The following is an 18,012-nucleotide window of genomic DNA, read 5'->3' as shown; positions in this document are numbered from 1 at the left end:
CAGGCCCTCTCGCGGTCTGGGCTACAGAACGAAGTCTGCATGCCCAACCGATCAGGCTTCGCTGGAATCAGCCTTGGTCTTCAGGACCTTGCGGCCACGATAGAAGCCGTTGGGGCTGATGTGGTGGCGCAGATGCACTTCACCGGTGGTGGGTTCCACGGCAATGCCGGGAGTGTTCAGCGCGTTGTGCGAACGGTGCATACCGCGCTTGGAAGGAGACTTCTTGTTTTGCTGGACGGCCATGATCCGCTCCTGAACTTAAATGTTTGACGGCACATGCCGCTGGGTGGGTGTTCGGTGCACGACAGGTATGGCTGCGCGCGTGAATCGAGGATTATAGCCCAGGCCGGCGAACAGGCCAAGCCCCCTGCCCGTTCCCGATCCGAGGCGGGCAGCGGTAGGAGCCCGCGCATCGACGCGGCAATGGCATCAGAGCTTCTTCTTGAGCACGTCCAGCGCGGCAAACGGATTGCGCCGCTCCTCCTGCACCTCGTCGTAGCCCTCGCCTTCCGCGGTCCAGGCAATGTTCTGCGGGCAGGTGTCGTGGCGCGGAACCAGCGGCGCCCCCATGAGCAATTCGTCCTCGATCAAGGCATGCAGGTCGAACTGGCGGCTGATGACCAGGACGTCGTCCTCGGACTCCTCATCCAGTGCGGCAGCCGTCTGTTCGTCGGCGACGAAACGAAAGGAACGTTCTATGTGCAGGGCCGAGCGCATGGGCTTGAGGCAACGCTGGCAGATCTGCGGGATCTCGGCATCCACGACGAGGTCCAGCCAGAGCTCGTCGGCGGCTCCGGCCACCGGCACCACACGCCCCTGGGCCTGCCAATCCACATCGCCGTCGATCTCACCGCCCGCCTCCGTCCCCTGGACGTCGGCGGTGACACGACCGAAGGCGGCCAGCGGCAAGGGACCTGCCAACGAGGCCTCGGTCTGGATCAAGGCGCGGATATCGAGTGCTTCGAGCGAAAAATCGTGATTCATACCCTCAAGTGTAGAGGTCCGCACCCGCCGGGAAAACAAGTTCCCGGTTCGCACCGTCCGGACAGGGCCACGATCTCCCTGGGCAGTCACGGGATAATCCGGGAATGACTTCTCATCATCCGGCGGCCACGTCCGCACGCACCCTGATCCTGGGCTCGACCTCGCGCTATCGGCGGGAGTTGCTGTCGCGCCTGAACATTCCCTTCGAGACCGATGCCCCCGATGTGGACGAAACCCCGCACCCCGGCGAGTCGCCGGTGGACCTCGCCCTGCGACTCGCCCGCGCCAAGGCCGTCGAAGTGGCGACCCGTCACCCGCAGGCCGTGGTGATCGGCTCCGACCAGGTCGCGGATCTCGAAGGCATGCCTCTGGGCAAGCCCGGCACACACGAGCGTGCAGTCGAGCAGTTGACCCGCATGAGCGGAAAGACGGTGATATTCCAGACGGCGGTCAGCGTGGTCTGCCTGGCCACGGGATTCGAACAGTTCGACCTCGCCGCCGTGGAAGTCCAGTTCCGCACGCTCGACGCCCGGGAAATCGAAACCTATCTGCGCATCGAGCAACCCTATGACTGCGCAGGCAGCGCCAAAAGCGAAGGCCTGGGCATCAGCCTGCTCGATCGCATCGTCAACGACGACCCTACCGCACTCATCGGACTGCCGCTGATCCGGACCTGCCGGCTGCTGCGCGCCGCCGGTCTGCCGCTCTACGGAGCGCACGCATGATGCCTTCCACTCCCCGAACCGAACGCGGACGTCTTTATCTCGTTCCGGCTCCCCTGGATTTCGGCTGCCTGCCCGACAGCGCGGACCCCGCGCCCATTCCCGTGCTGCCCGAGACCACACTGGCAACCGCCGCACGGCTGACCTACTGGCTTTGCGAAAACGCCAAGACCTTGCGGGCCAGCCTCAAGCGCGTCGACCGCACGCACCCGCTGGCGCAACCGCTGCAGGCTCTTCACATCGCCGAACTGCCGCGCCAGATGCACAAGAAAGGCGACCATGCCACGGCGGTCACGGCGCAGCGAGGCGGCAGACCGGCGACGGACAGCGTGCCCGCGGCCGTGGCCGCCTTGCTCGAGCCGTGTCTGCAGGGACACGACATGGGCCTGGCCAGCGAAGCCGGCATGCCGGCCATTGCGGATCCGGGCAGCTCCATAGTCCGCGCCGCCCATGACCTCGGTTTAACCGTCATTCCACTGGTCGGCCCCGTTTCCCTGATGCTGGCGCTTGCCGCCAGTGGATTGAATGGCCAAAGTTTTGCTTTTGTCGGTTATTTGCCGCAAGACGCTGCGCAACGGGCTACCCGCTTGCGTGAACTGGAAAAGACCGCACACCTGACGGGACAGAGTCAAATTTTCATTGAAACCCCCTACCGCAATGCCGCGCTGCTCGACAGCGCCATTCAGCATTTGCAGCCGCACACCCGGCTGGCGGTCAGCTGGGGATTGACCCTGGAGATACAGGGATTGTCACAAAACGTCAGTGCAGCCGTTGCACAGTGGCGAAAAAACCCGACAGCGCTCAAACCCGCTGCAGAGATCATGGCTTTACCCGCTGTTTACACAATAGGTTGCTGACGGTCTGCAAAGCGCTTCGGCGCCCGAACACAACCCCCAGCAGGACAGTTGCTGCACCGAGATTTGACGCACTCGGTCCATGATGAGGTTCATGTACCGCAAATCAAACCGCAGCAAAGAAAAAGCCGCTCGGCAGGGAGCGGCTATTTTTGTTTTGGGAGGGTGAAAATCACCCCGCCCAGGATCCGAATGAGATCAGATCAGGAATTCCTCGACCTTGCGGCCTTGCTTGAGCAATTCGGCAAGCCACACGGGCTTCTGACCACGACCGGTCCAGGTTTCGCCATTCGGGCCCTTGTACTTCACGGGCACGATGCGCTTGGGCTTGTCGCCGTCGGCCTTGGCCTTGACGCGTTTGCCGCCCTTGAGGTCGTCGGGGGTCAGGCCCAGTTGCTCGAGACGTTGGTTGATTTCGGCGATCGCGGATTCACGCTCGTTGACCAGCAGTTCGTCGGCTTGCTTGAGCAGAGCTTCTGCCTGCGCCTTGAGTTCAGCATATGTAGCCATGCAAATTCCTTGAGAGAAAAAGTTCGACCCCATGCGACAACCGCATCGAGTTTATCGAGTGCGGCCTATTATATTCACATTATCTGCCGGCTGCGTGAATCAATAGTCAAATCACCGCTCGACGTTAACGCAATGAATAATTCCGGAGCACGGTTCCGACGGCTTCCGAAGCGAACGAGGCACCAAAACGCCGGGCCAATCGCTCCGAGACGCTTTCACGCTCGGTATAGTCCACCAGCTTCTCGGCCTTGATGACCTCGCGGGCGACATAGGACAGGCTGCCCAGATGATCGATTAAGCCAATATCCATCGCGTTCTCGCCGGTCCACACCAGTCCGCTAAAGGTATCGCCGTCTTCCTTGAGCCGCTCGCCGCGGCCCTCGCGAACCACTTTGATGAATTGCTGGTGGATCTGGTCCAGCATCACCTGGACATGGCGCTTTTGCTCCGGAGATTCCGGACTGAAGGGATCCAGCATGCCCTTATTAGCCCCGGCAGTCTGCAAGCGGCGTTCGACTCCAAGTTTCTGCATGAGTTCCGTAAAACCAAAACCGTTCATGAGCACGCCGATGCTGCCGACCATGCTGGCTTTGTCGGCGTAGATGTCGTCGGCGGCGACGGCGATGTAATACGCTGCCGAGGCGCACAAATCATCGACCACGGCATAGACGGGCTTCTTGTGCAATTGTTTGAGCCGATGAATCTCGTCGTTGATGATGCCGGCCTGTACCGGGCTGCCGCCTGGGGAATTGATCCACAGCACCACGGCCTTGGCCTGATCGTCCTCGAAGGCACGGCGCAGGGCGGCATTGATATTCATGGCGCTGGTTTCACCGTCCGCACTGATCTCGCCGTCGATCTCGACCACCGCCGTGTGCGGGTTCACGCCTCCGGCGCCACCGCTGCCGGAACCCGTGCCCAGGGCGATCAAGCCCCAGGCGATTCCGCCCCACACCACCAGCCAGGCCAGACGGAAGAATATCTTCCAGCGGCGAGAGGACCGCTGCTCGCTGAGCGCCGCATAAGCGAGCTTTTCGATGGCCTCGCGTTCCCAGCCGGGCTGGCCGGCGGCCGCAGGCGCCGCAGCACCGCGCACCGCAGCCTGCGGCGGTCCTGGGTTGGCATGGGCCGGCGCCGGTCCGTCATGCCACGACGGCTCATCCCGCTGGTCGGCGCGATCGCGCCCGGTCGGATCTTGATTCATAAGACAGGCATCTCCATGGCACCCCGAAAGCTTGGGGCATAGTCGTCAGAGGATAGGAATCGGGCGATGTCTTCAGCCCTGGCTCAGCAGCCAATCGTGCAGGGACTGCGTACTGTCGGCGATGAACTCGGGATTCAGGTCGGCGAGGCCCTGATGTGCATGGGCGCCGTAGCTCACGCCCACGGCAGCACAGCCGGCACGGGCCGCCATCTGCAGATCGTGCACGGTATCGCCGATCATGAGGGTGCGATCCGGCGTCACGCCGAATTCGGCCATGAGTTCGTTGAGCATGAGCGGATGGGGCTTGCCGGCGGTTTCGTCCGCGGTGCGCGAGGCATCGAACAGGCCACGCAAGCCGACGCTCTGCAGCGCCTCGTCGAGGCCGCGCCGGCTCTTGCCCGTCGCCACGGCCAGAAAATAGCCGCGCGACTTGAGTTCATGCAGCATGGGCAGCGTTCCCGGGAACAGCACCACGTCGTCGACATGCTTGGCATAGTGAAAACGGTAGCGGGTCATGAGCTGGGGGTAATGCTCGGCCGCCAGATCGGGAGCGGCGTGCTGCAAGGCCTGCATGAGGCTCAGCCCGATCACATACGACGCATCGCGGTCGCTCGGTACCCGCCCGCCGACATCGCGTACAGCCTCTTGCAGACACCGCGTGATGATCTGGGTCGAGTCGAACAGCGTTCCATCCCAATCGAAAGCCAGCAAGTCGAAACGTCGGGGCATCCGGACTACTCCTGTTGAAGATTCATGCAAGCCCCGTCGGGGGGCTCTGGCTGTGATTGAAGCCGACCAGGGCGTCGAGTTCCCCGGGCAGGGGCGCCTCGAGGGCAATGCGTTCGCCGGTGGCCGGATGATCGAACTGCAGCCGCCAGGCATGCAGGAACATGCGCTTGAGCCCGCGCTTGGCCAGCGACCGGTTGAGTTCGAAGTCACCGTATTTGTCGTCGCCCGCGATGGCGTGCCCCTGGCTCGCCAGGTGCACGCGGATCTGATGGGTCCGACCGGTCTTGATGGTCACCTCGAGCAGCGAAAAAGCGGCGTCGGGCGGCGTCGCCGGGCTGATGCGCACCAGCGTGATGGAGCGCATGCCTTCGGGATCGTCGCGGTCGGTGACGCGTACACGGCGTTCGCCCGCGCCGTCTTCGCCGCCCGGCAAGGTGAACTTGCGCAGCGGCAGGTCGATGACCTTGAGCCTGGCAGGCCACTGTCCGGGCACCAGGGCGAGATAGGTCTTGCCCGTTTCCCGCTCGCGGAACTGATCCTGCAGACGGGTCAGGGCGGACCGGCGCTTGGCCACCAGCAGCACGCCCGAGGTTTCACGGTCCAGCCGATGAACCAGCTCGAGAAACCGCGCCTGCGGCCGTGCCCGGCGCAATTGTTCGATGACGCCGAAGCTGACCCCGCTGCCGCCGTGCACGGCCACGCCCGCCGGCTTGTCGATGGCCAGCACATGGTCGTCCTCGAAAAGGATGGGAAATTCGCGTGCGGGCGCGGCCTGGGCCGCCGGCTCGGGACGTTCGGCAATGCGCATCGGCGGAACGCGGATCCGGTCGCCGGCCTCGATGCGCGTGTCGGCGCTGGCCCGGCCCTTGTTGACACGGACTTCGCCGCTGCGGATCACCCGATAGACATGGGTCTTGGGCACGCCCTTGAGGTGGCGCATGAGGAAATTGTCCAGGCGCTGACCGCCCGATTCGTCGTCGACCTCGATCAACCGGACCGCCAGCGCGGCTTCGGCGCCGGGCGCCGGTGCGCCGCCGGGCCGAGCCTCGGGGCCGGTGGGAGACACAGGAGCGGCAACGGGCGACTGGCCCGGAGCCAAGGGACGCGGCGCCGCCGTGGATCGCCGCGGAGGACGTACCGAAGGGGCCGAGGAGGAACGAGAGGCAGGGAATCGAGGCATCAGGAGATCAGGATACGGGGCGTCGCACAGGCGGCACCAAGATGGAAAGGGCTCCCCCGCTCCTGGTTTGACGGCGGGCCGACCACCCGCCATCGACGCAGGTGGCCAGTTTACCGTGAGCGCGCTGGCCTGAGTCGTGGCACGCACTTGCCCCGGCAGCGGCGAGTCCTGCTTCGGGACAATGAGCGAGTTGCACAGGGATGTGTCGTATGCGTGACCGGCACCGCAGGTTCTCATATAAAATGAATCGCGACAGGACGAAGTCTGTCCATCAGCAGAACGGCACGCCGTGCCCCGCCTGCTGGATGGATGGAAACCAGTTCTCGGAAGAGCGGGGTTTTCTGAAAACACCGCTTTTCTTGCGTATCCGGCTGGGGCCGCCTGACTTGAAGAGCAACTAAATTCAGGCCCGTTCCGGCAGGATCGCGACATTCAGGTCGATGCACGCGCACTGTCTGCTCCACTCCCGCTGCCCGTACATGACGGCAGCCGGACTGGCGAAGGACAGGGTGTTCGGGCTGACGCTTGGCGAACTCGAATTGCTTTGAATATTGAACGTTGGCGCATGCGCCGGGAGGATTTCCCGGCCGCGCCAGCGGGGACATCTGGATTTCCTTGACGACATGAAACTGCTGCTGGATCTGGTTGGAGTGTGCCTTGCCTGGGCAAGCGGCGTTTTGCGCCCCTTGCACGGCGGCGCGAGCCTGCCCGCAGCATGGGTCCGCGTCCGGCTGCAGACCGCAACCCTGGTTGCCTGCTTACCCGCACGCCGCGTCGTCACCTGCCATATGACTCACGCGCCGCCATCGTTGCGGCAGACAGCAGACTGATTCAGCCCTGTTGCCTGCCGCCCGGTTCCCGTCGTCCGTTTCACGTTCACCTTTGGCCGTTCCCGTTCGCCACGCCAGCCCTGTGCATCGTTTGCCCCCACGGGCAGGAGGAGTCGCAAGACTCCACGAGGTGAGGTGAGCGGATGCCGTGCCATGCATCGCTTGCCTGACCTGTAACGAACAGAGAAGGAACAGCATCATGAAACGGATGCTCATCAACGCGACGCAGGCCGAAGAGCGCCGTCTGGCCATCGTCGATGGCCAGAAGCTGCTGGACTACGAGATCGAGATCGAGGGCCGCGAACAGCGCAAGGGCAATATCTACAAGGCCGTGGTCACTCGCGTCGAGCCGTCGCTCGAAGCCTGTTTCGTCGATTACGGCGAAGACCGCCACGGCTTCCTGCCCTTCAAGGAAATCTCCAAGCAGTATTTCGCCTCAGGCGTTTCGCCCAGCCAGGCCAAGATCCAGGATGCGATCCGCGAAGGCCAGGAACTGCTGGTTCAGGTCGAGAAGGAAGAGCGCGGCAACAAGGGCGCGGCGCTCACGACCTTCGTCAGTCTGGCAGGCCGTTATGTGGTGCTGATGCCCAACAACCCGCGCGGCGGCGGCGTGAGCCGGCGCATCGAGGGCGACGACCGGGCCGAGCTCAAGGAGGCCATGGACCAGTTGGAATACCCCAACGGCATGTCCATCATCGCCCGCACGGCCGGCATCGGCCGCTCGGCGCCCGAGCTGCAGTGGGACCTGAACTACCTGCTCAAGCTGTGGAACGCCATCGACGGCGCGGCCAAGGGCGGCAAGGGCGCTTTCCTGATCTACCAGGAATCCAGCCTGGTGATCCGGGCCATCCGCGATTACTTCAACGGCGACATCGGCGACATCCTGATCGACACCGACGACATCTATGAACAGGCCCAGCAGTTCATGTCGCATGTCATGCCCGAGCATGCCAGCAAGGTCAAGCGGTACCGCGACGACGCAGCGCTGTTCTCGCGTTTCCAGATCGAACATCAGATCGAATCGGCCTACGCCCGCACGGTGAGCATGCCGTCGGGTGGCGCGATCGTGATCGACCATACCGAAGCGCTGGTGAGCGTGGACGTCAACTCGGCACGCGCCATCAAGGGCGGCGACATCGAGGAAACCGCCCTGCGCACCAACCTGGAAGCGGCCGACGAAGTCGCACGCCAGATGCGCCTGCGCGACCTCGGCGGCCTGATCGTGATCGACTTCATCGACATGGAGGAATCCAAGAACCGCCGCGAAGTCGAGAATCGCCTGCGCGATGCGTTGCGCCAGGACCGCGCCCGTGTGCAGTTCGGCACGATCAGCAAGTTCGGCCTCATGGAAATGAGCCGCCAGCGCCTCAAGCCCGCACTGTCGGAAGGTTCGTCCATCCCCTGCCCCCGCTGCGGCGGCTCGGGTCACATCCGCGACACCGAAAGCTCGGCGCTGCAGATCCTGCGCATCATCCAGGAAGAGTCCATGAAGGACAACACCGCGGCGGTGCACCTGCAGGTGCCGGTCGAGGTGGGCAGTTTCCTGCTCAACGAAAAGCGCCCCGAGATCGCCAAGATCGAACTCAAGCAGCGTGTCAACGTGACGCTGATCCCGAACAAGTCGCTGGAAACGCCGAACTACAGGCTCGACCGCATCAAGCACGACGATGCGCGCCTCGACACGTTCCCGGCCAGCTACAAGTTGGCCGAACAGGTGGAAGACCCCACCACGGTGACACGCCGCTCGCAGGAGCCGACCAACAAGCAGACGCCGATCATCAAGGGCGTGCTGCCCGATGCCCCCGCGCCTGTGGTCGCGCCCAAGCCGGTGGCCCAGCCCGTCCCTGCTCCGGTGGTCGAACCCGCCGCGGCCGAAGGTGGCGTCTGGGGCTGGTTCAAGCGCCTCATCGGACTGGAGCCGCAAGCCGTACCGGCACCCGTGCCGGCACCCGAGAGCACGACACCGGCCAAGTCCTCGCGCAATGCAAAGGACGGCCAACGCCGTGAAGGCCGCAATGGCCGCAATGGCGAACGGACGGAAAGCGGCCGTGGCGACCGCCAGGAACGCGGTGAACGCGGTGAACGTGGCGAGCGCAGCGGCGATGGCCGGCGCCCGCGTGGCGAACGTCCCGCCCAGGGTGAGCAACGCGCGGCCGACCCGCGCGGCGAGCGCGGCGACCGCAACCCGGCTGCCGCTGCCGTGACGCCGTCGACCGAGCGCGGTGGCGACAGCCGCCGTCGCGGTGGCGAACGTGGTGATCGTGGCGAACGCGGAGAGGCACGGGGCAACAACGAACGCCGCGGCCGTCGCGAGGCACCCGAGGCCATTGCCGATGCCGCCGCGGATGTGACGCTGCAGCAGGCCGATCCGGCACGCAACGAGGCCGAAGGCCAGGACGCCGCACGCCAGCCGCGCGGTGAGCGCAATGGTCGCCGCGAGCGTGGCGACAATACCGGTCGCAACGAGAACGGCAGCCCTCGTCCGCCCCGCGGCGAGCGCCGTGAACGTCCGGCCCGCGAAGAGGAGCCGTCCGACGTCGCGGCGAATCCGTCCGGCGTGTCGGAAGCCGACGCCGGCACCGCCAATGCCGAGCCTGTGCAGTCCCGTCAGCCGGCCCGTTTCGCCGCTGCGGATATCGCCCAAGACACGAGCACCGAGTCTGGCGAATCCTCGGTTGCACCGGCAGCCGACGCCAACGGCACCGAAGGCGCACCGCGGGAAGGCCGTGAACGCCGCAGCCGTGACCGCTACGGACGCGACCGCCGCAATGGCCGCCGTGAAAACGCCGGTACCGAAGGCACGGCCCTGGCCCCCGTGGCCGAGCCCGATGCCGCTGGCGCCGTCGTGGCAGCAGCACCCGCGGTCGAACCCGTCGCGGTCGCCTCGGAACCGGCCGTCGTGCAGACCACGGCCCAGGCCGTGCCGGTGATTGCCGTCGAATCCGAAGCACTCGCAGCCAGCGCCGCGCGTGTGGAAGCTGCGGCTCCCGTGCAGCAGCCCATCGAGGTCGTTTCGGTGACCGCCGCGGTCGCTCAGCAAACCGAACCCCAGGCCTCCACGCCTGCACCGGCCCGCTACGAATTGCCGCAGTCGGAACTCACGGCGCTGGCCACCCAAGTCGGCCTGCAATGGATCAGCTCGGATCCCGAGAAGGTTGCGTCGGTACAGGCTGCCATGGCCGCCGAGCCCCAGCCCATCCACGTGCCGCGCGAACGGCCGCCGGCTGTCGTGCTGGACGAAGGTCCGCTGGTGCTGGTGGAGACCCGCAAGGATCTGCGCGACGTCAAGCTGCCGTTCGAAGAAACGCAAGCCTGATCGTGAACCCGGCCGCCTCGCGCGGCCGGCCATGAAAAAAGCCAGCCCGGCGCATGTGTTGCGCCGGGCTGGCTTTTTTGTATCGCCGCCGCGCGAGCGGCATGCACAAACCGACCCGTCAGGCCGTTCGCATGGCGATCAGACGACGGCCGGCTTGTCGACGCCGGCAGGCGTCGTCTTCAGGCCCTTGGGCAGCGGGAACTTGACGGTTTCCTCGACGCCCGACATCTTGCGCACGGCGACCACACCCAGTTCGCGCAGGCGCGCGATGACCGATTGCACCAGCACTTCGGGCGCGGATGCCCCGGCCGTCAGCCCGACCCGGTTGCGGCCCTCGAACCATTCGGCCCGCAACTCGCCGGCGTTGTCGACCATGTAGCTGTCGACCCCCAGCCGCCGGGCCAGCTCGGCCAGGCGGTTGCTGTTGGAACTGGTCGGACTGCCCACCACGATCAGCACATCGACCTGCGGGCTCATGACCTTTACTGCATCCTGCCGGTTCTGGGTGGCATAGCAGATGTCCTGCTGCTTGGGCTCGCGGATGCTGGGAAAGCGTGCTTTCACGGCCGCCGAGATGGCCGATGCGTCGTCGACCGACAGGGTCGTCTGCGTGACGACCGCCAGCCGTTCGGTCTGTCCCGGCTGCACCGTGGCGACGTCGGCCACATCCTCGACGAGGTGGATTCCTTCGTTGAGCTGGCCCATCGTGCCCTCGACCTCGGGATGGCCCTTGTGGCCGATCATGATGAACTCATAACCCTCCTTGGCCAGCTTGGCGACTTCCACGTGAACCTTGGTCACCAGCGGGCACGTCGCGTCGAAGACCTGGAAACCACGGGCCTTGGCTTCGTTTTCCACCGCCTTGCTCACGCCGTGGGCCGAAAACACCAGGATGGACCCCGGCGGCACGTCGTCGAGGTCCTCGATGAAGATGGCGCCCTTGTTCTTCAGGTCCTCGACCACAAAGGTGTTGTGCACGATCTCGTGGCGCACATAGATGGGCCGGCCGAATTTCTGCAGCGCCCGTTCGACGATCTCGATGGCGCGGTCCACACCAGCACAGAAACCGCGCGGTTCGGCCAGGATGACTTCACGAGCCATCAAAGCACTCCGATCAGCTGGACTTCGAAGACCACCGGCTGGCCCGCCAGCGGATGATTGAAGTCGAACAGCACCCGAGCCTCTTCGACCTTCTGGACCGCACCTGCGTACTGGCTCAGACCATCGGGGGTCGGAAACTGGACCACATCGCCCGGCTGGTACTGCTCGTCGGGGTCGCCCAGCTCGGCCAGCAGACTGCGGGCCACCCATTGCTGCATCTCGGGGTTGCGTTCGCCGAACGCCTCGCCCGCCGGGATATCGAATGCCGTGCGTGTGCCTTCGGGCAGTCCGATCAGGCGCTGCTCGACGGCGGGAGAAAGCTCCCCGTTGCCCAGGCTCAACGTCGCGGGTTTGCCCGCGAAGGTGTTGATGATGTCCCCGGTCGGTCCAGACAAGCGGTAGTGGAGCGTGAGAAAGGCACCGGGTTCGACAACGACCGGTCCTGAATCAGGAGCATCAGTGGCCGCCTGGGCGGTATTTTCATCAGTAATGGACATGCGTGGTCTCGATAATTTGCCCTCCATTGTAAAAAACCGGCCTCGGCGCGGCCTGCTTACCTGACTAACCCGGAGACTCCGCACGGCCATGGCGCTGAAAAATCTACCCCTCGAAGCGCATCCGCGAGAGAAGCTGATCGCACGCGGTCCGCAGGCACTGGGCGACACGGAACTGCTCGCGCTGCTGTTGCGCACCGGCATGGCAGGCAAGAACGTTCTGGCGCTGGCCGAGGAACTGCTGGCGGCGTTCGGCGGCATCAGCGGGCTGCTCCACGCCACGGCCCCCGATCTGCTGGTCATCAAGGGAATGGGCGGCACGGCCAAGCGCGCCCAGGTGCTGGCGGTACTCGAATTGGCAAGACGGGCGCTGGCCGAACGCATCCGGCTACCGCAGACCCTGAGCGACCCCAAGGCCGTCAAGGACTACCTCCGGCTGCAGTTGGGCTCGAGGCGCCACGAGGTGTTTGCCGTGCTGTTCCTCGATGCCCAGCACCGCCTGATCGCACTCGAGGAGCTGTTTCGCGGAACCCTGACGCAATCGTGCGTCTATCCGCGCGAGGTCGCTCTGCGGGCCCTGCACCACCATGCGGCGGCGGTCATCCTGGCCCACAACCATCCCAGCGGAACACTGATGCCCTCCCCGCAAGACGTCGCGGTCACGCAGCATCTGCGCACCGCCCTCGGCCTGTTCGACATCCGGGTCCTGGACCACATCATCGTGGCGCAGGGTGGGACCTGTTCGATGGCCGAAGCCGGCTTGATCCGAGATCCTTCCTGATATCTCTTCGAGGAGATGCACCGCTTGGGGTAAAACCGGGGCATGAAAGCGAAATCCCTCCAGGACCTCAAGACGATGCGCCAGGCGGTGGCCGATGCCGCCGCCCGCGAAGCCGAGGCACAGAAAATCCGCCAGGAAAAAGAACGGCGCCAGCGTGCCGAGCAGGCCGTCTTCCTGCAGGCCGTGGGCCCCGTGCGGGCGCTGAGCGCCAGCCACCGGCGGGTGGAACACGAACGGGAACTGCCGCTGCCGATCGCAGCACAGCGCACGCTCGACGAACAAGCCGTGCTGCGCGAGTCGCTGAGCGACGAGTTCGACGTCACGACCTTGCTGGATGTCGACGATGCAATGAGTTTCCGCCGCCCGGGCATCGGCACGGACGTGACCCGCAAACTGCGCTCGGGCCACTGGAGCCTGCAGGCGCAGCTCGATCTGCACGGTCTGCGCCGCGACGAAGCGCGTGAAACCCTGGCCAACTTCATCCGGGAAGCCCACCGCCAGGGCCTGCGCTGCCTTCGCGTGGTGCACGGCAAGGGATTGGGTTCGCCCGGCAAGACGCCGGTGCTCAAGGCCAAGGTACAAGCCTGGCTCATCCAGAAGAACGAAGTGCTGGCTTTTGTCCAGGCCAAGGCCAGCGAGGGCGGAGCCGGTGCCTTGGTGGTGCTGCTGCAGCCCTCGCCCAAGCACCCGGGCCCCCGTGCCTGATCCGCGCCGATTCGGACCGCGCTGGCCGCTTTCGATGACGGACGCCCTGTAGGCCCGAGCCGACCGCGACTGGCCGCGCGCGACTACGGGCGGCTCCACGGGCGACACCTACAGTGGAATCCCCTGCCCCGTGCCTGCGACGTCTCGGCTCCCGGTATGCGGCATGGGCATTCCAAGACTTAAAACAAAGGAGTCCGTCATGCACAACACCCTCTCCCTGAAGAATCTGACCCGTGCCATGGCCGCGGCGGCCGTTGCCGGCTGCCTGATCGGCAGCGCCATGGCCCAGTCCGCCCCATCGATGACCCGGGCGCAGCACAGTGCGGCCGAGGACACCATCAAGGCCGACTACAAGGCGGCCAAGAACCAGTGCGACAGCCTGGCGGGCAACAAGAAGGACGTGTGCGAAAAAGAGGCCGAGGGGCAGCGAGACATCGCTCTGGCCGAATTGGAAACCCGCTACAAGCCCAGCGCGGACAACGATCGCAAACTTCGCGCGGCCAAGGCCAAAGCGGCGTATGAGGTGGCCGACGAGAAGTGCGAGGATTTCAACGGTTCGGCCAAGGACAGCTGTGAGCTGAAGGCCAAGTCCGACTACGAAGCGGCCAAGGCCGCGCCCTGACCGAGGGTGACCGGCAAGCAGGCGGGTCGCCTGCGGCCTGCCTCGGGGCTCAGATGCCCTTGTTGCGCATGAAATCAGCCGTCTGAAAAAACGATTGTTTCAGTCGCGCGCGCAGGGCCGGATCGACTTCGGTCTCGCCCATGGCCTGGTCCATGCAGGCCACCCACTGGTCGCGCTCGCGGATGCCGATGGAAAACGGCATGTGGCGCATGCGCAGGCGGGGGTGGCCAAAACGGTCGGTGTAGTGCTGGGGCCCGCCCAGCCAGCCGCACAGGAACCAGAACAGCCGCTGACGCGCCTGATCGAGCTCGGGCCCATGGGCGGCCCGCAGGTCGGCATAGGCCGGTTCGAGATCCATCAGATCGTAGAAACGATCGACCAGCGCCTGCACGCGGGGCTCGCCGCCCATCCATTCGAAGGGCGTGTCGTAGGGCGGTTTGTCCTGTATCTGCATCACGGGGAAGGATTGTCGGGCATATCGTGCGCTTGTCAGTCCATTGCCTGCCTGAGCGTCTGGACCACCGGCCGCGTGAGCACGCCGCGCAGCGCCCACCAGCCTGCTGCCCAGGCCAGCACGGCACCCGCCAGCGCGCCGCCGAACGGGACATACCACGAGCCGTTCCAGGTGAAATCGAATACAAAACGCGCCAGCGCCCAGGCAACGACCATGGCGACCAGGCTGGCCAGCAGACCGGCAAGCAGACCGACGCCTGCCAACTCGGCCCGCTGCACCTGCCGCAGCAGTTGTGAGCTCGCCCCCATGGCCCGCATGATGGCGAATTCCCGTGCCCGCTCCTCACGTGTGGCACCGACGGTGGCCAGCAGCACGATCAGGCCGGCCGCCAGGGTGAAACCGAACAGGAACTCGACGGCCCGGATCACCTGATCCAGCACACGCTGCACCTGCGCCAGGGTCGCCGTCATGTCGACATTGGTGATGTTCGGAAATTGCCGCACCAGGGCATTGTCGAACGTCGGCGTGGCAGGCGCACGGAAGGCGGCCAGATAGGTCACCGGCAGATCCGGCAGCTCGGCGACGGGGAACATGACAAAGAAGTTCGCATGCATGGAGGCCCAGTCCACCTCGCGCAACGAGGTGATTTCCGAGCTGTGGGTGATGCCGCCCATATCGAACACCAGCCGGTCGCCCAGCTTGAGGCCCAGCGTCTTGGCCAATCCGTCCTCGACGCTGGCGCCCCCTGCCCCACCGGCCGTCCACTGGCCGGCAACGAGGTCGTTGTGCGGCGGTTGCTCGGCCGCGTAGGAAAGATTGAATTCGCGGTCGAGCAGCCGCTGGGCTCGCTCGTCCTCGTAGCGTGCCGGATCGACCGGCTGCTCGTTGATGGACACCAGCCGGCCCCGCACCATCGGGTACCAGTCGAAGTGACCGATGCCCGCTTGCGACAGGGCACCACGGAAATCGTCCGCCTGGTCGGGCTGGATGTTGATCACGAAACGATTGGGTGCGTCGGCCGGCGTGGCTTGCCGCCAGCTGTCGATCAGATCGGTGCGCAGCAGCACCAGCAGCACCAGGGCCAGCAGGCCGACGGCCAGGGCGCTGGTCTGCACCACGGCAAACACCGGTCGCGCCGAAACCTGCCGTGTCGCCAGGACCAGCCAGCGCGGCGCGGTCTGGTCGTTGACGCCGCGCCTGAGGGCTTTCACCGCGACCCAGGCCAGGCCGGCAAACACCAGCACGGCGCCGGCAAAGCCGCCGACGGCAATGGCGCCCAGCGTCCAGTCGCGCGCAACCGCCAGCAGCAGGGCCGCAAAACCCAGAACGCCCAGCACCAGCACGGCCAGCGACGCAGAGCGCATCTGACCGATGTCGCGCCGGATGACACGCAAGGGCGGCACCTGCGCCAACTGGAGCACCGGCGGCAAGCCGAAGGCCACCAGCAGCACCAGCCCCACGCCGACGCCCAGCAGCGCCGGCCACAGGCTGGCTGCAGGCAGCGCGGTCGTCACCAGGCCGGCCAGCAGGGCCACGAACAACTGGTGCACGCCATAACCGATGGCCACGCCCAGCAGGCTGGCAAAGAGCCCGGCCAGCACGAATTCCAGGGTGTAGGCCAGCGCGATGGTGCGCTGGCTCTGGCCCAGGACCCGCAGCATGGCGCAGTCGTCGAGGTGGCGCGAGGCAAAACCGCGGGCGGCAATGGCCACGGCGACGGCGCTCAGCAAGGCCGACAGAAGGGCCACCAGACTCAGGAATTTCTCGGCCCGTCCCAGCGTGCGCTCCATTTCGGGCCGCCCGCTGTCCAGCGATTCCACACGCATGCCCCGAACCGCTTCGCCGCCCGGCCCGCCTTGCGCGCGCGCATCGGCCCACTGCACAAAGGCCTGGACCTGCGCATCGTCTTCGCCGGCCACCGCCATGCGCCAGCGGATGCGGCTGGCAGGCTGCACCAGGCCGGTGGCGGCCAGGTCGGCTTCGTTCATCATCAAGCGGGGCGCAAAATTCATGAAGCCGCCGCCGCGGTCGGGCTCCATCACGATCACCCGCGTGATCCGCAGGCTGGAGTCGCCCAGCAGTATCGTATCGCCCACGCCGATCTCGAGTGCGGCCAGCAGTTGCGGGTCGGCCCAGGCCGTGCCGGCCGCCGGGATATCGGCGGCCGCTTCGCCGGGCTGGTCCGCCGCCGTGGCGACTTCGACCCGGCCGCGCAACGGATAACCGCTTGCGACCGTCTTCAACGCCACCAGCCGCGCCGCGCCGCCCTGCTCGTCGGAAGCCCGGGCCATGGTCGGGAAAGTCGCCGTGGTTGCGGTGCGCAAGCCCAGTTCATGCGCCTTGGCGACAAAATCCGCAGGGGCCGGGTTGTCGCTGGCAATGACCGCGTCGCCGCCCAGCAGCTGTCTGGCGTCGCGTTGCAGGCCGCTCTGCAGGCGGTCGGCAAAAAACGCCACCGCGGCCAGAGCGGCGACGGCCAGCGCCACCGCCACGATCAGCAGGCGGAGTTCGCCCGCCCGAACGTCGCGCCACAGGCTGCGCAGGCCCAATCGGACAAAGGACTGTTTCATCATCGTCTTTCCCGCGCCGGGGTAGGCCGGCGCACTGCTCGGAATGCATGCGGGACAGCCGGACACGACCGCCGACGGCCTGTGTCCGCTCGCTGCCGCAAGGGCGGCCTCAGGGCTGGGTATGGCCCGGCGTGGACGGCTGTGCGCGCCCCGCGCGCCAGGCGCCGAAGATGGCGATCAGGCCAGGCACCAGGATCAGGGCCCAGATGATTTTCTCGAGGTTGTCCTGCACGATCTTCATGTTGCCGAAGAAATAGCCGGCCGTCACGATGCCCAGCACCCAGATCAGCGCGCCGACGACATTAAAGAAGGTGAACTTGCTGCGCGTCATCTCGGCAACACCGGCCACGAACGGGGCGAACGTGCGGATGAAGGGCATGAAGCGGGCCAGGATGATGGTCACGCCGCCATACCGTTCGTAAAACGCGTGGGCCTGGTCGAAAGCCTTCTTGTTGAAGAAACGGGAGTTTTCCCATTTGAAGACCTTGGGCCCGAAATACCGGCCGATCGAATAGTTGCACTGATCGCCCAGGATGGCGGCCACCAGCAGCACAGCCACTGCGATCTGGGGATTGAGCAGCCCGGCACCGGCCATGGCCCCGACGATGAACAGCAACGAGTCGCCGGGCAGGAAAGGCATGACCACCAGTCCTGTCTCGACGAACACGATCAGAAAGAGGATGAGATAGACCCAGGCGCCATACTGTTCTACAAAAGTCGCCAGATACTGGTCGATGTGCAGTATGAAATCGATGAGCAGGTGAACGTATTCCAAAACCGGTCCTTGTGAGTGAATCGTCGGCCGCGGCAGGCACCCGCCACCCGTGCGGGCGGTGCGCATGCATCGCAAGCGGAGGCTGTTTGAGTCTTGTTATGAGCGGTACTGTATCAGTGCCGTCCCCCGGTGCGGCACATGGCCTGCAATTCATGCCATGGCACTACATTCGCCGGCAGCG

Annotated in this window: 18 protein-coding genes; 7 read left to right on the top strand and 11 right to left on the bottom strand. The window is 65.5% G+C overall.

Annotated features, from left to right (window positions below; translation table 11 throughout):
- Window positions 1-51: 51 nt before the first annotated feature.
- On the bottom strand, window positions 52-243 hold the full coding sequence (rpmF, locus tag EC845_RS19220; RefSeq protein WP_123299750.1) for a 50S ribosomal protein L32: 192 nt from the start codon (window positions 241-243) through the stop codon (window positions 52-54).
- Between the two features lie 186 nt (window positions 244-429).
- Window positions 430-984, bottom strand: coding sequence for a DUF177 domain-containing protein (locus tag EC845_RS19215; RefSeq protein ID WP_123299749.1), 555 nt, complete (start codon window positions 982-984; stop codon window positions 430-432).
- Between the two features lie 104 nt (window positions 985-1,088).
- Between EC845_RS19215 and EC845_RS19210 the strand changes: the two genes are divergently transcribed.
- Together EC845_RS19210 and EC845_RS19205 are read left to right on the top strand one after the other, a co-directional pair.
- Complete coding sequence (locus EC845_RS19210; RefSeq protein ID WP_123299748.1) at window positions 1,089-1,709, top strand: nucleoside triphosphate pyrophosphatase; 621 nt, start codon at window positions 1,089-1,091, stop codon at window positions 1,707-1,709.
- Window positions 1,706-2,563, top strand: coding sequence for an SAM-dependent methyltransferase (locus EC845_RS19205; RefSeq protein ID WP_233598178.1), 858 nt, complete (start codon window positions 1,706-1,708; stop codon window positions 2,561-2,563). Before EC845_RS19210 ends, EC845_RS19205 begins: the two co-directional genes overlap by 4 nt.
- A 195-nt stretch (window positions 2,564-2,758) precedes the next feature.
- On the opposite strand, the gene EC845_RS19200 is transcribed toward EC845_RS19205, so the two are convergent.
- The 4 genes from EC845_RS19200 to EC845_RS19185 all read right to left on the bottom strand — a co-directional run bounded on the left by EC845_RS19200 (window position 2,759) and on the right by EC845_RS19185 (window position 6,069).
- A complete protein-coding gene (locus EC845_RS19200; RefSeq protein WP_158615735.1) occupies window positions 2,759-3,070 on the bottom strand; it encodes an H-NS family nucleoid-associated regulatory protein in 312 nt (103 codons plus the stop codon).
- A 124-nt stretch (window positions 3,071-3,194) separates the two neighbouring features.
- Window positions 3,195-4,274 (bottom strand): signal peptide peptidase SppA, encoded by a 1,080-nt coding sequence (sppA, locus tag EC845_RS19195; protein WP_123299746.1) that lies wholly within the window; start codon window positions 4,272-4,274, stop codon window positions 3,195-3,197.
- A 72-nt stretch (window positions 4,275-4,346) separates the two neighbouring features.
- A complete protein-coding gene (locus EC845_RS19190; protein WP_123299745.1) occupies window positions 4,347-5,003 on the bottom strand; it encodes an HAD family hydrolase in 657 nt (218 codons plus the stop codon).
- A 22-nt stretch (window positions 5,004-5,025) separates the two neighbouring features.
- The gene (locus EC845_RS19185) at window positions 5,026-6,069 is read right to left on the bottom strand and encodes an RluA family pseudouridine synthase (RefSeq protein WP_233598177.1); all 1,044 of its coding nucleotides are present in this window, start codon (window positions 6,067-6,069) and stop codon (window positions 5,026-5,028) included.
- Window positions 6,070-6,806: 737 nt separating this feature from the next.
- Between EC845_RS19185 and EC845_RS22215 the strand changes: the two genes are divergently transcribed.
- Both EC845_RS22215 and EC845_RS19180 read left to right on the top strand, forming a co-directional pair.
- Window positions 6,807-7,013, top strand: a complete 207-nt coding sequence (locus EC845_RS22215; protein ID WP_148077348.1) for a hypothetical protein — start codon at window positions 6,807-6,809, stop codon at window positions 7,011-7,013.
- Window positions 7,014-7,212: 199 nt separating this feature from the next.
- The gene (locus EC845_RS19180; protein ID WP_123299743.1) at window positions 7,213-10,329 is read left to right on the top strand and encodes an Rne/Rng family ribonuclease; all 3,117 of its coding nucleotides are present in this window, start codon (window positions 7,213-7,215) and stop codon (window positions 10,327-10,329) included.
- 138 nt (window positions 10,330-10,467) lie between these two features.
- Here the strand turns inward: EC845_RS19180 and ispH are convergent, their stop codons facing one another.
- Together ispH and EC845_RS19170 are read right to left on the bottom strand one after the other, a co-directional pair.
- Entirely contained in the window at window positions 10,468-11,430 is a 963-nt protein-coding gene (ispH, locus tag EC845_RS19175; RefSeq protein ID WP_123299742.1) for a 4-hydroxy-3-methylbut-2-enyl diphosphate reductase, read from the bottom strand.
- Complete coding sequence (locus EC845_RS19170) at window positions 11,430-11,921, bottom strand: peptidylprolyl isomerase (protein WP_370451361.1); 492 nt, start codon at window positions 11,919-11,921, stop codon at window positions 11,430-11,432. The genes ispH and EC845_RS19170 overlap by 1 nt, the downstream gene beginning before the upstream one ends.
- A 94-nt stretch (window positions 11,922-12,015) precedes the next feature.
- Here EC845_RS19170 and radC point away from each other — a divergent pair, with 94 nt between their 5' ends.
- From radC to EC845_RS19155, 3 genes are all read left to right on the top strand, one after another.
- Window positions 12,016-12,705: a DNA repair protein RadC gene (gene radC / locus EC845_RS19165; protein ID WP_123299740.1), complete on the top strand. Its 690-nt coding sequence runs from the start codon at window positions 12,016-12,018 to the stop codon at window positions 12,703-12,705.
- 42 nt (window positions 12,706-12,747) lie between these two features.
- The gene (locus EC845_RS19160) at window positions 12,748-13,410 is read left to right on the top strand and encodes a Smr/MutS family protein (RefSeq protein WP_123299739.1); all 663 of its coding nucleotides are present in this window, start codon (window positions 12,748-12,750) and stop codon (window positions 13,408-13,410) included.
- Window positions 13,411-13,609: 199 nt separating this feature from the next.
- Window positions 13,610-14,032, top strand: coding sequence for a hypothetical protein (locus tag EC845_RS19155; RefSeq protein ID WP_233598175.1), 423 nt, complete (start codon window positions 13,610-13,612; stop codon window positions 14,030-14,032).
- Window positions 14,033-14,081: 49 nt separating this feature from the next.
- Here EC845_RS19155 and EC845_RS19150 read toward each other — a convergent pair whose 3' ends face one another.
- From EC845_RS19150 to EC845_RS19140, 3 genes are all read right to left on the bottom strand, one after another.
- On the bottom strand, window positions 14,082-14,486 hold the full coding sequence (locus EC845_RS19150) for a group II truncated hemoglobin (RefSeq protein ID WP_123299738.1): 405 nt from the start codon (window positions 14,484-14,486) through the stop codon (window positions 14,082-14,084).
- A 35-nt stretch (window positions 14,487-14,521) separates the two neighbouring features.
- Window positions 14,522-17,056: an ABC transporter permease gene (locus tag EC845_RS19145; RefSeq protein ID WP_123299849.1), complete on the bottom strand. Its 2,535-nt coding sequence runs from the start codon at window positions 17,054-17,056 to the stop codon at window positions 14,522-14,524.
- Between the two features lie 109 nt (window positions 17,057-17,165).
- Window positions 17,166-17,831: a DedA family protein gene (locus EC845_RS19140; RefSeq protein WP_123299737.1), complete on the bottom strand. Its 666-nt coding sequence runs from the start codon at window positions 17,829-17,831 to the stop codon at window positions 17,166-17,168.
- Window positions 17,832-18,012 lie beyond the last annotated feature (181 nt).

It is taken from the genome of Comamonas sp. BIGb0124, assembly GCF_003752175.1.
Lineage (GTDB): Bacteria > Pseudomonadota > Gammaproteobacteria > Burkholderiales > Burkholderiaceae_C > Comamonas_F.
Note: the sequence above shows the minus strand (reverse complement) of the source record. Positions and strands in the feature narration are given on the sequence as shown.

What these genes read in the sequence shown, in the direction of transcription:
- radC (WP_123299740.1), top strand. Translation starts at nt 12,016, where the DNA reads ATGGCGCTGAAAAATCTACCCCTCGAAGCGCATCCGCGAGAGAAGCTG.
- EC845_RS19200 (WP_158615735.1), bottom strand. Translation starts at nt 3,070, where the DNA reads ATGGCTACATATGCTGAACTCAAGGCGCAGGCAGAAGCTCTGCTCAAG.
- EC845_RS19215 (WP_123299749.1), bottom strand. Translation starts at nt 984, where the DNA reads ATGAATCACGATTTTTCGCTCGAAGCACTCGATATCCGCGCCTTGATC.
- EC845_RS19155 (WP_233598175.1), top strand. Translation starts at nt 13,610, where the DNA reads ATGCACAACACCCTCTCCCTGAAGAATCTGACCCGTGCCATGGCCGCG.
- EC845_RS22215 (WP_148077348.1), top strand. Translation starts at nt 6,807, where the DNA reads ATGAAACTGCTGCTGGATCTGGTTGGAGTGTGCCTTGCCTGGGCAAGC.
- EC845_RS19190 (WP_123299745.1), bottom strand. Translation starts at nt 5,003, where the DNA reads ATGCCCCGACGTTTCGACTTGCTGGCTTTCGATTGGGATGGAACGCTG.
- EC845_RS19145 (WP_123299849.1), bottom strand. Translation starts at nt 17,056, where the DNA reads ATGAAACAGTCCTTTGTCCGATTGGGCCTGCGCAGCCTGTGGCGCGAC.
- ispH (WP_123299742.1), bottom strand. Translation starts at nt 11,430, where the DNA reads ATGGCTCGTGAAGTCATCCTGGCCGAACCGCGCGGTTTCTGTGCTGGT.
- rpmF (WP_123299750.1), bottom strand. Translation starts at nt 243, where the DNA reads ATGGCCGTCCAGCAAAACAAGAAGTCTCCTTCCAAGCGCGGTATGCAC.
- EC845_RS19160 (WP_123299739.1), top strand. Translation starts at nt 12,748, where the DNA reads ATGAAAGCGAAATCCCTCCAGGACCTCAAGACGATGCGCCAGGCGGTG.
- EC845_RS19205 (WP_233598178.1), top strand. Translation starts at nt 1,706, where the DNA reads ATGATGCCTTCCACTCCCCGAACCGAACGCGGACGTCTTTATCTCGTT.
- sppA (WP_123299746.1), bottom strand. Translation starts at nt 4,274, where the DNA reads ATGAATCAAGATCCGACCGGGCGCGATCGCGCCGACCAGCGGGATGAG.
- EC845_RS19210 (WP_123299748.1), top strand. Translation starts at nt 1,089, where the DNA reads ATGACTTCTCATCATCCGGCGGCCACGTCCGCACGCACCCTGATCCTG.
- EC845_RS19150 (WP_123299738.1), bottom strand. Translation starts at nt 14,486, where the DNA reads ATGCAGATACAGGACAAACCGCCCTACGACACGCCCTTCGAATGGATG.
- EC845_RS19180 (WP_123299743.1), top strand. Translation starts at nt 7,213, where the DNA reads ATGAAACGGATGCTCATCAACGCGACGCAGGCCGAAGAGCGCCGTCTG.